General features: G+C 34.9%; 17 protein-coding genes. 7 read left to right on the plus strand and 10 right to left on the minus strand.

The window, feature by feature from the left end; translation table 11 throughout:
- Positions 1-7: 7 nt before the first annotated feature.
- Genes GFS03_RS06345 through GFS03_RS06355 form a run of 3 tightly spaced genes read left to right on the plus strand, consistent with a single transcriptional unit; the run spans position 8 to position 2,233 of the window.
- Positions 8-1,345, plus strand: a complete 1,338-nt coding sequence (locus GFS03_RS06345; RefSeq protein WP_153423025.1) for a dihydrolipoyl dehydrogenase family protein — start codon at positions 8-10, stop codon at positions 1,343-1,345.
- Positions 1,308-1,676 (plus strand): hypothetical protein, encoded by a 369-nt coding sequence (locus GFS03_RS06350; protein WP_153423026.1) that lies wholly within the window; start codon positions 1,308-1,310, stop codon positions 1,674-1,676. Before GFS03_RS06345 ends, GFS03_RS06350 begins: the two co-directional genes overlap by 38 nt.
- Complete coding sequence (locus GFS03_RS06355; RefSeq protein WP_153423027.1) at positions 1,673-2,233, plus strand: thioredoxin family protein; 561 nt, start codon at positions 1,673-1,675, stop codon at positions 2,231-2,233. Before GFS03_RS06350 ends, GFS03_RS06355 begins: the two co-directional genes overlap by 4 nt.
- On the opposite strand, the gene GFS03_RS06360 is transcribed toward GFS03_RS06355, so the two are convergent.
- A complete protein-coding gene (locus tag GFS03_RS06360; protein ID WP_153423028.1) occupies positions 2,193-2,528 on the minus strand; it encodes a PIN domain-containing protein in 336 nt (111 codons plus the stop codon). The two genes, GFS03_RS06355 and GFS03_RS06360, sit on opposite strands and share 41 nt — an antisense overlap.
- A gap of 48 nt (positions 2,529-2,576) precedes the next feature.
- On the opposite strand from GFS03_RS06360, the gene GFS03_RS06365 reads away from it, so the two are divergent.
- Positions 2,577-3,836 carry a DUF1641 domain-containing protein gene (locus GFS03_RS06365; RefSeq protein WP_153423029.1) on the plus strand — a complete coding sequence of 420 codons (1,260 nt, stop codon included), beginning with the start codon at positions 2,577-2,579 and terminating at the stop codon, positions 3,834-3,836.
- Here GFS03_RS06365 and GFS03_RS06370 read toward each other — a convergent pair.
- From GFS03_RS06370 to GFS03_RS06390, 5 genes are read right to left on the minus strand one after another with little or no spacing between them, the layout of a single operon-like run.
- Positions 3,789-4,838: a histone deacetylase family protein gene (locus GFS03_RS06370; protein WP_153423030.1), complete on the minus strand. Its 1,050-nt coding sequence runs from the start codon at positions 4,836-4,838 to the stop codon at positions 3,789-3,791. The genes GFS03_RS06365 and GFS03_RS06370 overlap by 48 nt on opposite strands.
- Positions 4,783-5,622: a peptidoglycan DD-metalloendopeptidase family protein gene (locus tag GFS03_RS06375; protein WP_153423031.1), complete on the minus strand. Its 840-nt coding sequence runs from the start codon at positions 5,620-5,622 to the stop codon at positions 4,783-4,785. The genes GFS03_RS06370 and GFS03_RS06375 overlap by 56 nt, the downstream gene beginning before the upstream one ends.
- A gap of 2 nt (positions 5,623-5,624) precedes the next feature.
- Positions 5,625-6,680 carry a radical SAM protein gene (locus tag GFS03_RS06380; protein WP_153423032.1) on the minus strand — a complete coding sequence of 352 codons (1,056 nt, stop codon included), beginning with the start codon at positions 6,678-6,680 and terminating at the stop codon, positions 5,625-5,627.
- Entirely contained in the window at positions 6,677-7,582 is a 906-nt protein-coding gene (locus tag GFS03_RS06385; RefSeq protein ID WP_153423033.1) for a radical SAM protein, read from the minus strand. Before GFS03_RS06385 ends, GFS03_RS06380 begins: the two co-directional genes overlap by 4 nt.
- A complete protein-coding gene (locus GFS03_RS06390) occupies positions 7,579-8,613 on the minus strand; it encodes a lipoate--protein ligase family protein (RefSeq protein ID WP_153423034.1) in 1,035 nt (344 codons plus the stop codon). The genes GFS03_RS06385 and GFS03_RS06390 overlap by 4 nt, the downstream gene beginning before the upstream one ends.
- Positions 8,614-8,719: 106 nt before the next feature.
- Here GFS03_RS06390 and GFS03_RS06395 point away from each other — a divergent pair, with 106 nt between their 5' ends.
- Together GFS03_RS06395 and GFS03_RS06400 are read left to right on the plus strand one after the other, a co-directional pair.
- Complete coding sequence (locus GFS03_RS06395) at positions 8,720-9,184, plus strand: CoA-binding protein (RefSeq protein ID WP_153423035.1); 465 nt, start codon at positions 8,720-8,722, stop codon at positions 9,182-9,184.
- A gap of 32 nt (positions 9,185-9,216) precedes the next feature.
- On the plus strand, positions 9,217-9,552 hold the full coding sequence (locus GFS03_RS06400) for a helix-turn-helix domain-containing protein (RefSeq protein ID WP_153423036.1): 336 nt from the start codon (positions 9,217-9,219) through the stop codon (positions 9,550-9,552).
- Here the strand turns inward: GFS03_RS06400 and GFS03_RS06405 are convergent.
- Positions 9,535-9,801, minus strand: coding sequence for a sulfurtransferase TusA family protein (locus GFS03_RS06405; protein ID WP_153423037.1), 267 nt, complete (start codon positions 9,799-9,801; stop codon positions 9,535-9,537). The two genes, GFS03_RS06400 and GFS03_RS06405, sit on opposite strands and share 18 nt — an antisense overlap.
- A 48-nt stretch (positions 9,802-9,849) precedes the next feature.
- On the opposite strand from GFS03_RS06405, the gene GFS03_RS06410 reads away from it, so the two are divergent.
- The gene (locus GFS03_RS06410) at positions 9,850-10,017 is read left to right on the plus strand and encodes a YHS domain-containing protein (RefSeq protein WP_153423038.1); all 168 of its coding nucleotides are present in this window, start codon (positions 9,850-9,852) and stop codon (positions 10,015-10,017) included.
- 12 nt (positions 10,018-10,029) lie between these two features.
- Here the strand turns inward: GFS03_RS06410 and lrs14 are convergent, their stop codons facing one another.
- From lrs14 to GFS03_RS06425, 3 genes are all read right to left on the minus strand, one after another.
- On the minus strand, positions 10,030-10,407 hold the full coding sequence (gene lrs14 / locus GFS03_RS06415; protein ID WP_153423039.1) for an HTH-type transcriptional regulator Lrs14: 378 nt from the start codon (positions 10,405-10,407) through the stop codon (positions 10,030-10,032).
- 78 nt (positions 10,408-10,485) lie between these two features.
- On the minus strand, positions 10,486-10,851 hold the full coding sequence (locus GFS03_RS06420; protein ID WP_181443802.1) for a hypothetical protein: 366 nt from the start codon (positions 10,849-10,851) through the stop codon (positions 10,486-10,488).
- Between the two features lie 34 nt (positions 10,852-10,885).
- Positions 10,886-11,380, minus strand: a complete 495-nt coding sequence (locus GFS03_RS06425; protein WP_153423041.1) for an HAD family hydrolase — start codon at positions 11,378-11,380, stop codon at positions 10,886-10,888.
- Positions 11,381-11,401: the final 21 nt, after the last annotated feature.

Below are 11,401 nucleotides of genomic sequence, written 5' to 3' on the forward strand. Positions count from 1 at the left end.
ATCTGGCATGAAATATGATATAGTAGTAATTGGCGGCGGTACTGCTGGTTATGTTGCTGGAAGTATATTAGCGAGAAAGGGCAAGAAGGTACTAGTTATAGAGAAAGAGAAATTTGGCGGAGTTTGTGTAAACTTCGGTTGTGTTCCAAGTATTTTTCTTTTTGATGTAACATTTTTATTAAATAGATTTAAAGAGATTGCGTACTATTTTGGCTTAGACGGTGAAATCGGATATAAGGATCTTCTATTTAATAAGAGAAACGAAATTATAAATTACCTATCAAATACCGGTAAGAAGTTGATTGAGGATTCAGGCGGTGAGACTGAGTTAGGTGAGGCTGAAATAATTTCTCCTAGTGAAGTAAGGGTAAATGAGAGAATTGTAGAATTCGATAAGCTAATTATAGCTACTGGTTCTAAACCAATTATACCAAATATTGACGGTATTGAAGCTGCAATAAGTGAAGATGAGGCAGTTATTTTGAATTCAATACCTTCTTCAATGGTAATAATTGGTGGAGGCTATGCAGGAGTTGAAATAGCTCAAATATACTCTAGACTAGGATCCCAAGTTACCTTGTTATCTAGAAGCAGAATTTTGCCAACTTTTCCAGAAGATGCTAGAAGTGTTATAAAAGATTCCTTAGAGTTCGATGGAGTAAATATAGTGGAGAACGCTAAAATAATGAAGCTTCGTGATGGTAAAGTGATCATAGAAAAGGGTGAGGTTGAGGGGGATGTAATAGTATACGCAACTGGAAGAAAACCACAACTTCCTAAGGGTGTTGAGAAACTAGGGTTAGAAATTGGTGAATGTGGAATAGTTGTTGATAAATATAAACAAATAAAGAATAATGTGTATGCAATTGGTGATGTAATCGCTAAGGAAAGAAAAACAGCACATTCAGCAATCTTCGACGCGGTAATTGCGTCATTGCATATCATTAAGGAGAATACATTAATTCCACCAGATGATTTTAAAATACCTTCGGTATTGTACACTGATCCGCAAGTAGGTATTATAGGTGATTACAAAGAAGCTAAGGAGTTCTCCGTTTTCCCATTTGCTGCAACCACAAGGGCGATTATTAATGGAATAAAGGATGGTTATGTTAAAATAGGAATAAATGAGAGAGATGAGATAGTTTTTGGAGAAGTAATTGGAGATAAGGCTGAAGAATTAATCAATATTTTAACGTTAGTAGTAAATAATAGAATGAAAATCGATAGTTTAGCACTAATGCCTTTTGTTCATCCCTCTTTTTCTGAGGCTATAGTTAATGCAGCGAAGGGCTTTTTTGATTTAGATGTGGATAGATATAAGAGCAAGGATGGGAAAACTTGAGGAGTACTTAAAGAAGAAGGGTTTTTCCATATTTAATGAGGGAAAAAGAGAAAGGGTGATTATGGATGACTATGAGTTCTTTATTGAAAACTCAACTATATTGTTACCAATTCCATTACCTACTGGCAAGGAGAGTTTGGATGATCTGATAGGGATGGGGACAAAATATGCTAGAGCATCTAGGATCTCTCAAGGATTAGGAGCACCACTAGAATATGAATTGAATGGTACAACCATTTATATTATTAAAAGGTTTCAAAATAGAGAAGATTTAGAAAACTCAATTATTAAGTCACTAGAAGGTATAGAAAGTTTGAGGTATTTCTTATGAGCTATGATTACGTTATCAAGGAATATCTTAACGCTATTAAAAAGGGGGATATAACGATACAACAATGTGGTGGGGATGAGTTTTTTAACGAGTTTAAAAATTACGTCAACGTAGAGACTCTGAGTAATTGTAAAAAACCTCTTGTTAAAGTTAAGAAGGGAGATAGAGTTTACTACACTTATTATGGTATTCCAATAGTGAATGAACTATGGCCGTTTCTTAACTCATTAGTAAGAATCTCTAACAACGTTATTAACCTAGACGAAAAGGAGTTAGAGTTGGCAAAGCAAGTAAGGGGAAGCGTCAAATTGTTTGTAACCCCTGACTGTACTAAATGTCCAATTACTGCGGAGTTCTTATATCAAGTATCACAAATAAACGAAAATATTAAACTGGAGATATATGATACTACAGAGTATGAAGAGGAAAGAGACAAGTATAGGGTTTTGAGTGTACCTAAAATTGTATTTAACGATAAGGTAGAAATCCCTGGTGGCTTTCCCTCAACTATAATACTCAAGATGATGCTAAAAGCTCTTCAATCTGAAGTGCGTTAACTCCAAGTTCTTTCGCCTTACTTATAACATCCTTATCCTCTGCTATAAGTAATGCGTTTAACTCTAAGGCAACCATTATTGCCTCAGACTCATATTGTGGTAGATTTCCTACTTTTGGAGGTTTATGGGAAAAAGCTCTGACTATTATTCCACGATCTAATGCATTATCAATGTCTATACCATTCTTTATAGCAAAAGAAACTCCTAATGTTGTAACAACAAATTTATACTTCTTATTTAGATCAAGGAGTTCTTTTAATTTTCCGAATGCGCTTGGTGAGATAACTGCAAACATATTAATATATATAAACATGCCGGATTAATTAATTTAGGGTATAGTAGTATGAGTATATCAACAGTAGATCCTCTTGAGGAAATATTAAAACCAGAAAATTTAAGTAGGTTATCTAAGGTAGTCGATGCACTACCTACAATAGAAAAGTTAACTGATAAGATAATAGAGATGGATAAGAAAGGGCAAGTAGACTTCTTACTTTCATTATTCGATCAAACAGTTTCAATACTTGATGCGGTACAAAAGGCAGACTTAATAAACACACTCATATCCTTCGGAATGGACCAACTACCAAAAATACAAGCAATATGGCCAATACTAGAAAAACTAACCAGCGAAAGAGCTTTGCAATTATTATCACAGATTGACTTAGACTCTGTCCTTACCGCGTTGGAAAAATTATCTCCTATAATGAAGAAGTTAACAGATGAAAAGGCATTAAAGATACTCGATCAAATAGACTATGACTCTTTAATAGATAGTACTTCGAAGTTAGTACCAGTTCTTTCGAAACTTGCAAATGAGAGGACTGTAAAGACTATTGAAGCCTTAGATATTGATATGTTGCTTAACCTAGCCTCAAGGATGGCTCCTACACTAAATAAACTTGCATCATTAATGGATCAAATGTCTAGCAAAGGACAAATTGACATGCTAGTTAACTTAATGGAACAAGGAATATCGCTACTTGATGCGGTACAAAAGGCAGACTTAATAAACACACTCATATCCTTCGGAATGGACCAACTACCAAAAATACAAGCAATATGGCCAATACTAGAAAAACTAACCAGCGAAAGAACCCTAAACTTAATACAGAATTTGGATTTAGATTCAATGTTCAACGCTTTAGAGGCCTTAACACCAATAATGAAACAACTAACAAGTGATAGAGCAGTAAAGATCATTCAACAATTCGATGTTGCGTCTTCACTTAGTGCATTAGAAGCTGCAATGCCACTGTTAAAGAAACTAACGGATGAGAAGACTGTTAAGGCAATATCACAAATAGACGTTAACTCATTACTTTTGTTGACAAATAAGTTAGTTGAAATGCAGAAGTCTGGTAGTTTAGATAGACTAATGCAACTATTAGAGATAATGTCTGATCCACAATTCGTTAACGGACTAGTTATGATGATGGATAAATTCTCTAAGGCTTTCAAGGCTTGGGTTAATGATATACCAAACGTAAGGCCAGTTGGAACTATGGGATTATTGAGGGCTACAAGCGATAAGGACGTTAGCTATGCTTTAGGATTAATGCTTGAATTGGCTAAAGAAGTTGGAAAAACTTTTAAATCTTGAAATAATTTTTTCTATTCTTTTTATCTCTTCAACATTCTTAGAAAATGTTAGTGGTTCATAAGAAGTTCTTTTACCTATTAATCCTTCTAAGAATGAAACCATACTTAAGGATGACATTGGACCATATCCTCCTCCGCCGTAAGCTATTATACTAGCCTTAGTTGCCATTTTAAGTCTCCTTACTCTAAGACCTAATAGGTTATAAGAATTGGTGGTTAGTTCTAAGGATTTTAGTTGATCATCTTTATGGCCATCCACTCCAGCTACGACTAGAATATAGGAAGGACTATAAACCTCTAATAAATCCAATATTTCTAGACTTTTTTCGAAAACATCATCGGTCGATCCTAACGATAAAGGAATATTTATATTATAACCTTTACCCTCACCTTCGCCTATTTCATTAATCTTTCCGGTTCCAGGGAAAAAGTTACCATCATATGCGTAAATATTTATCTTTAAAATTGGTTTATTGTATAATATAAATTGTAGACCATTACCGTGATGAGCATCAATATCGACAATAGCAACCCTTTCACCCTTTTCAAATAACTTAAGAGCAGCTATTGCAACATCATTAATCGGACAGAATCCTATTGCCTTATTAGGCATTGCATGATGAAATCCACCCAGGGGAAGATAGACGTAATCTAGGAATTTAGAATACTTTATGGAAGTAAATGAAGAACCTATTATTAATAAGATGTCTTCAAACATCCCTTGATAATGAACTGTATCACCTTGATCTAAAAATCCTATATAGGGAATCTTACTGCTCTCTTTGAGTAAATTAACGTAATCCCTTGTATGAACTGTCATTAAATCTTCTTCAGTAGCGTATTCTGGTCGTATTTCCACAAATGAGAGCTTTTCCCTAGCTAATTTGATGAAATCTCTTACTCTAGCCTTAGACATATCCCTAATCATTGGATGAGAGAACGAAATCTCAGTAAATCTTTGATCCCAAATGACTCCTAATGAACTCTGATATATCAATTTCATCACCTTCATTAATATTGATATCATTTAAAAAGAACCTAATCATGGGGTAACCATTATAAGATAGAATAACTTCCATAAACGCGAAACCACATATTGGCTTATTTGCAAGAACCTTGAAGGAAGCTTCTTTCTCCCAATTTCTCAATAAGTTTTTCTTACCTTCGAACAAGAGGTAAGTTTTACGTTTAGTCGCTAAGTACCCTAAATCTAGGCCATAAAGTGATAATTGACCGGTGAATCCACCAATGATTCCACCATAGCAAGCGTATGGTAAACTCGCATTTAATAATCCTCCGCAACAACCCATTCCTCTAAGCCTCCCAGCTTCAGCGAAGTCCTTTATTATCACATCAAAAAAGTCCTTGCATCTCTTGTACACTATACCAATTTTGGAATCTCTATAAGTTGAGATCTTAGGAAATCTTATTGTAATCCCTTCAACGTGAGCATGAGGAAAGTCCCCACCAGTATAAGGCGTCTGAAGAAAATTCCCTATTGCTTGCCCTTCTTTAACATATTCGCCTTTCTCTACCCACGGTAAGACGTGAAGGATTTTGATCGTCTTTTGATTTTCAGTATTAATTAAGATCATATAATCGTAATTTGTTTTAGAAAACCTATTTGGGCGTCCTATTTCGAATCGTAATATATCTACGACCTCACCTTTAACTGGGGAGTAAAATACTTTAAGATCTGGAGATGAGATATCTATTGCCTTTACCCTTACATGTGAAGGAAAACCGCTTGAAAAATAGCTTATTAGAGAGCCATCCTTTATGAACATACTTATCTTACTACTTTCTTTATTAATGACTCTAATCTAGAAGCTTTAATTGAACGTAAAGTCATTTCTCTATTTGGATACCAAGGAATATTCTTTAACACTCCACCTGGTCGCTCATTGGAGTATGGTCTATTACAGCCTGGACATCCACTGGTCATAAATGCTGGGGCTATCTGGTCTAAGGTTATATCAGATGGCATTTCTATATCAATGAGCTCTCCCTTATCATTAAACCTAAAGGCGTTGATGTCTATAATATCGTTTTCAATTAACCATCTTGCTATTTGCATTCTCCTATAGACGTGAACTGGGACCGGTTTTCTCTTTTCCATTGGAGTCCCAGCTTCTGGATAAAACGCGAAGAGTGAAATTTTAGCTCCCCTACTATGAGCATACCACATAAGCTTTACTGCATCTTCCTCAGTCTCACCTAATCCTATTATTAAGTGAATACCTGCATTCTTTTTGCCAAATACTTCCACTGCCTCATCTATTGCCTCTAAATACCTCTTCCATGAGTGCATGCTTCTAGCCTTCTTACCTCTTAGTTCTTCGAACACTTTCTCATTTGCGGCGTCTATTGCAACATCAATCATATCAGCCCCAGCTTTTCTCATTTCAATCATATGATGTTTAAACGTATAAGTTGCTGTCACTAGCTCCGAAATTTGTAGTTCAATACCAGCCTCCCTTATCCTTCTCGTTATCTCTATGGCATCTGGTGAGGCCCTAGGATGAGCTAATTGGCCTACGCATATTCTCTGAAGACCGTATTCTGGGTTTCCTTGTCTTTCATAAATCCTCTTTAATACCTCATTTAAAGGTCTAAGTGGCCATTCTACCCTTATTAAGGTTTTACATTCTGGACCATTAGCAACTTCTCTAGCCTGACCACAGTATAAACAATTTGCTTTGCATCCATCTGGGTAATATTGCAATAGATTTATCGTGGTATTTAGAGCTCCCTTTAAGAACATACCAGAAGAAAAACCTAGTACCATATCTGCTCCAAAACTTAATCTTACCCAATCTGGGCTTGAAACTAGACGTAGGGTCATGAGGTTATCACCTTAAATATATCAAAAACTACATTACCACAACATGCATAGCTTAAAATTATTTTCCTTTTATTTTTCGCATATTCATACGTTTCATCTTCTGGAAAAGCTATTGCGTCAATATCATAATCCACAGCAAACTTTTCGACCTCGAGATATGATCTACCTCTAGGTCTTGCACAACCTAAGTTTATTGGAATATTAGGGAATGTGTCTCTAGCAGTTTTTAGAGCAGTTATCATCTCCTCCGCAGTTGGGGGTCTAGAGTTACTCATCTGCGTTCCAACCAGTGGCATTAGACCGACAATTATTAGCGCGTCAGGATTAACTTCTTGAAGTAATTTTATTGACTCTAGGTCACCCTCTAAGCCCTTTTTGCTCAATCCTAATATTACATGAGGAACTATTTTTATACCGACCTTTTTCAAGTATTTAAATGAGTTTAGGTAGTCGTCTACAGTAAACGGCTGACCTAAAATATTTCTAATCGTATCATTATCAGACACCATATCTAGCAGTGCGATTTTTACACCACTCTCCTTAAATTTTGTAGCTATTTCCTCATTTTTAACTACACCAGTATGGGCTATTATTGTGAGTTTATCGGAATATCTTTTCAATAAGGAAGAATACTTCCATATTGGAACATCTCCTCTCAATGTAGAACCACCAGATAGTATAATTCCCTCGTCCCCTCTATTTACTACTTCCATTATCTCTTTCTCAATTTTATCTTGAGTCGAACCATCAATCATTGATTCTAAGACTCGTCTACCGCAATGCTTACAGTTAAATGCACAATATGTTCCTGTGACTGATATTGACTTCCATCCTTTTCTAGAGTCTAAAAAGTCTGTCTCATACCTCTTTAAATTAGGAGCATAAAGTATTAATGGCCTCATCCTACCGCCTCTTTTATTATTTTTATGAGATCATCGATAGTTATTCCAATTGCTTTTACGCTATTAAACCACGTTCTGATTTCGTTTTCTAGATCCTCAACTCTGCTCCACTTCAACTTAGCTTCTAAATCATATATGGCAGTTCTTGGCTCTATAAAGAAATCACCAGTTATTAGTACTGATTCAATTAGATTTTTACTAGCCATTTTAACTTGTACCTTAACTAGCCCACCTGGAAGTTTCCTCTCTACATATCTTATATCGTCACCAATTAATGGTCGCCTTAAGTTAAATATCCATTCTGGAGATGAGTACTTTAATCCTAATTCTTGTATTGTCTTCTTCTCAAATTCGTTGTAATTGCCATCTACAAGTTTCACCCCTAAAACCTCTGCAAAGGAGTCCCTAGAGATTTTTATTAATTCTTCCATGTCAATTGGACGTAATAATTCCTTATTAATCCACGTTAATCTATCTTTAAAGTCTCTCGCTAATTTATCCTTAAGTTTTTCAGAAGATAGTCTAAGAACTGAAACCATTGCATCAACATCGAAATCTAATAGAATAGTGCCAGTAACTGCAATGTACTTACCCTCAGAAAACGCTCCAATTCCAGAGATCTTTCTCCCATTTATCTCTACATCATTCTTTGGTCTAAAAGACGCTTTTATACCCAATTTATCTAGAGTCCTAATTACGCCTTCTGCACCAATTTTTATTGCGCTTTCTGGAGTATATCCCAACTGATCATTGCTTGCGTAGATTTCCCAACCTAATTGCCATGGACCCATTATAATTGTGCCACCCCCTGTAGGTCTTCTTCCTATCTCCCAGCCTCTTTTCCTCACTTCTTCTATATTCACTTCTTGTTCAACCGCTTGATGATAACCTATAAGAACTGCTGGAGGATCAAAGATTACAAATCGTAAAATTGGTTGAGAGCCATTAGCAACTGATAAAAGAAGAGCCTCTTCACCAGCTAATATATAGGCTTGATTATTTCTCTCAACCAAAAACCTTAATTCTCTCATTCCTAAATGCTTTAGTTAACTTAATATAAAAATATTTCTCTCAAATCTTCGAAAAACATTAAATTGACATAGATAAATTTAAAAGTCAAAAATCCAAGTGAATATTATGGAGAATGAAGAGGAAGTCATAAAGGAAGTTTTACTTAAATATAAAAATATTGCAACTGTTGGATTCTCTAAAGACCCATCCAAAGCAGCTTTTCAGGTGCCTAAGTTTTTAATGGACCACGGATATAACGTTATACCAGTAAATCCATCTGCGAATGAGATATTAGGTAAAAAGTCTTATCCGTCGATTCTTGACGTACCAGATAAGGTAGAGATTGTTGAGATATTCAGACCATCAAATGAAGTGCCTAAAATTGTCGATCAGGTTTTGGAAAGAGTGAGAAAGGTTGGCGATGTGAAGGTGATATGGATGCAAGAGGGTATTAGAAATGATGATGCTGCGGAAAAGGCTAGAAAAGCTGGACTTATAGTTATCCAAGATAGGTGTATGTACAAAGAGTACATGAAAAAAATATATAATGTAAATAATCCTCCCCCAGTATCATCCTTAAAAAATAGTTAAAGTTTTAATACTAGAAAAGATAAAATAAGTTTATGAGTTTAAAACTTTCAGAAAGCAAAGAGGTAATAAGATGTTGTTATAAAATATCAGACACTGATGTTGAGTGCCTATTTAAATTAATTGAGCTTAATAGACCGATATCCGCTGAAGAGTTAGCTTCCGTTATGAAACTTAGCAAAACCACTGTAGAAAATAGTTTAAAGAAGTTAATAGAAATTGGATTGATAGTTAGGAATAAGGACGGAGAGGAAGGGAAGAGAATAGGAAGACCTAAATATCTATATGCGGTTATACATAATGCTGAGAGCAAAATAAAACAGGATTTAACTAGCTGTGCTTCTAAGATACTCTCAGCAACCTCCAGTTAGTTCGATTTTTTTAGGCTTTTCAGAACTACCACTTTCTTTTTTAATATGCATGATAAATATTCCATCCTGCTGTGAATCCTCTAGAACCTTACAATTCATTAGCCTCATAGCCTCTAATAACATTTCTCTACATTTGGCATCCTTATACCTTATCTTAAGCTCTCCGTTATCTATCTTCATAAGTTTTGCAACTACTTTCATGAAAGGTTCAGGGCACTCAAGCCGAGTTAAATCCATTTCTTCAATCATACTCAAAGAATTAACGTTATAAAGATAAAAAATTTTATTTTTAACGACATGAAGGTCATATGTCCCGTATGTAATAGATTGTTTGAAGCTGAATGTACACCCTACACTACTGACTACAATAATGTTAAGTATTACTTTGACACTGAAATATGTATGTTAGCATTTCTAAGAGAACCGGATAGATTCACATTTAAATGTAAGAAAAACGAAGGTTAAAAATAAACTAATTTACTTTCCTTTCAATTCTTGTGGTATTACACTTGAGAACAAGTCAGCACAGTATTTGAAATCGCTTGAAATCTTCTCAGTGATTCTGTCCGCTTCTATGGGTTTATATATATATCTTGGTCTCCCTCCCTTTGATGAGGAGTCCTTTACCCTATCCACAAATCCCAATGAAACTAATTTATTTACAGATCTATTTATTGATGCCTTACTTAAATGAAGCATTTCAGCTAGTTCATCTTCAGTCTTAGGTCCACTGGTTAGCAATGTCTTTAACACTTGGAAGTCTGTATCTGAAATATCGTAGCAGAAATTCAGTGCATCTATTAATCCAACCTCTTTTCCAGATGGGAGCCTAACTCTTATATTCTCTACTTGCATATGAATATATCAGAAAAAACGTATATATAAATCTTTCCTTATTTTAGCAAAAAAAGTTAACGTGATTTTTTGGAAATTCTATGCCCACAAACCCTTATTCATATCCTCTAATTTGGTGGCTAATGCTATTTGAAAATATCTAAACACTTCTACAGTAAATCGCAAAGCAGATTGATCATCCATCTGCTGAATTTTATTTAGCAAATCACTTATAAATCTGGTCATATCGTTCAACGTAGCCTTTTCCATTGAATATTGATCTAACTTAAGTATTTCAATTATTTCATTTTTATCTTTAGCTTGCTTTAGTTTCTTGTAAATTTGAAGGACAACCCCCTCTCCATTTTTCCCAAATAGAGCATCTTGCGGATTCCTTAGCCATCTCGCATAGGTAGCAGCTAACTTCTTCGCCTCATTCTCAATTGACATATTCCTATATTTTATTCAGAAATTATAAACTCATTTAAAAATCATTTTATTATCTTATAATTTTAAGTCTCTTGAGTAATGATATAGCGTCTTCTAGATTATCAGAATACAAGAAGGGAGAATATCTAGAACAATCTTGATACCTCTTTACGCAGACAACTTTAATTCTAGAATCGAAAAACCTTGCAGATAATAAATCTAAGGGAGACGATGCTAAAGTTACTATTTGTAAAGGATCCCATCTAGTGGCCTCAATTAAGATCCTATATGGCTCCTTTGATGGTTTAGTCCTTCCCCTATTAGCTATGACATAACTGGGTTTAAGATCAATTCTCTCCAAAATATTCTTTGTAGTGATTTCATCATAGGGAGAAAGTATGGCTAACTCCATTTCCCTAATCTGATCATAGATTTTGAGCCAGTCATCATTAACATCATACGTAATGGGTAGATCAATTTTATCTCCTTTATAGATCTTGTAAAGCAAATCAGTTAGATCTATTTTTAGAATAACTCCATCTAACCAAACTGCGAAATTAACCATAATTATGGTTTACTAAATAAA

Origin of the sequence: Sulfolobus sp. E5-1-F, from assembly GCF_009601705.1 — an archaeon.
GTDB lineage: Archaea > Thermoproteota > Thermoprotei_A > Sulfolobales > Sulfolobaceae > Saccharolobus.

Coding starts and splice junctions, on each gene's coding strand:
- lrs14 (WP_153423039.1), bottom strand. CDS start 10,407: ATGCAAGTAGAGAATATAAGAGTTAGGCTCCCATCTGGAAAAGAGGTT.
- GFS03_RS06360 (WP_153423028.1), bottom strand. CDS start 2,528: ATGTTTGCAGTTATCTCACCAAGCGCATTCGGAAAATTAAAAGAACTC.
- GFS03_RS06350 (WP_153423026.1), top strand. CDS start 1,308: ATGTGGATAGATATAAGAGCAAGGATGGGAAAACTTGAGGAGTACTTA.
- GFS03_RS06370 (WP_153423030.1), bottom strand. CDS start 4,838: ATGAAATTGATATATCAGAGTTCATTAGGAGTCATTTGGGATCAAAGA.
- GFS03_RS06405 (WP_153423037.1), bottom strand. CDS start 9,801: ATGATTGAAGAAATGGATTTAACTCGGCTTGAGTGCCCTGAACCTTTC.
- GFS03_RS06345 (WP_153423025.1), top strand. CDS start 8: ATGAAATATGATATAGTAGTAATTGGCGGCGGTACTGCTGGTTATGTT.
- GFS03_RS06375 (WP_153423031.1), bottom strand. CDS start 5,622: ATGTTCATAAAGGATGGCTCTCTAATAAGCTATTTTTCAAGCGGTTTT.
- GFS03_RS06390 (WP_153423034.1), bottom strand. CDS start 8,613: ATGAGAGAATTAAGGTTTTTGGTTGAGAGAAATAATCAAGCCTATATA.
- GFS03_RS06380 (WP_153423032.1), bottom strand. CDS start 6,680: ATGACCCTACGTCTAGTTTCAAGCCCAGATTGGGTAAGATTAAGTTTT.
- GFS03_RS06365 (WP_153423029.1), top strand. CDS start 2,577: ATGAGTATATCAACAGTAGATCCTCTTGAGGAAATATTAAAACCAGAA.
- GFS03_RS06410 (WP_153423038.1), top strand. CDS start 9,850: ATGAAGGTCATATGTCCCGTATGTAATAGATTGTTTGAAGCTGAATGT.
- GFS03_RS06355 (WP_153423027.1), top strand. CDS start 1,673: ATGAGCTATGATTACGTTATCAAGGAATATCTTAACGCTATTAAAAAG.
- GFS03_RS06425 (WP_153423041.1), bottom strand. CDS start 11,380: ATGGTTAATTTCGCAGTTTGGTTAGATGGAGTTATTCTAAAAATAGAT.
- GFS03_RS06400 (WP_153423036.1), top strand. CDS start 9,217: ATGAGTTTAAAACTTTCAGAAAGCAAAGAGGTAATAAGATGTTGTTAT.
- GFS03_RS06395 (WP_153423035.1), top strand. CDS start 8,720: ATGGAGAATGAAGAGGAAGTCATAAAGGAAGTTTTACTTAAATATAAA.
- GFS03_RS06385 (WP_153423033.1), bottom strand. CDS start 7,582: ATGAGGCCATTAATACTTTATGCTCCTAATTTAAAGAGGTATGAGACA.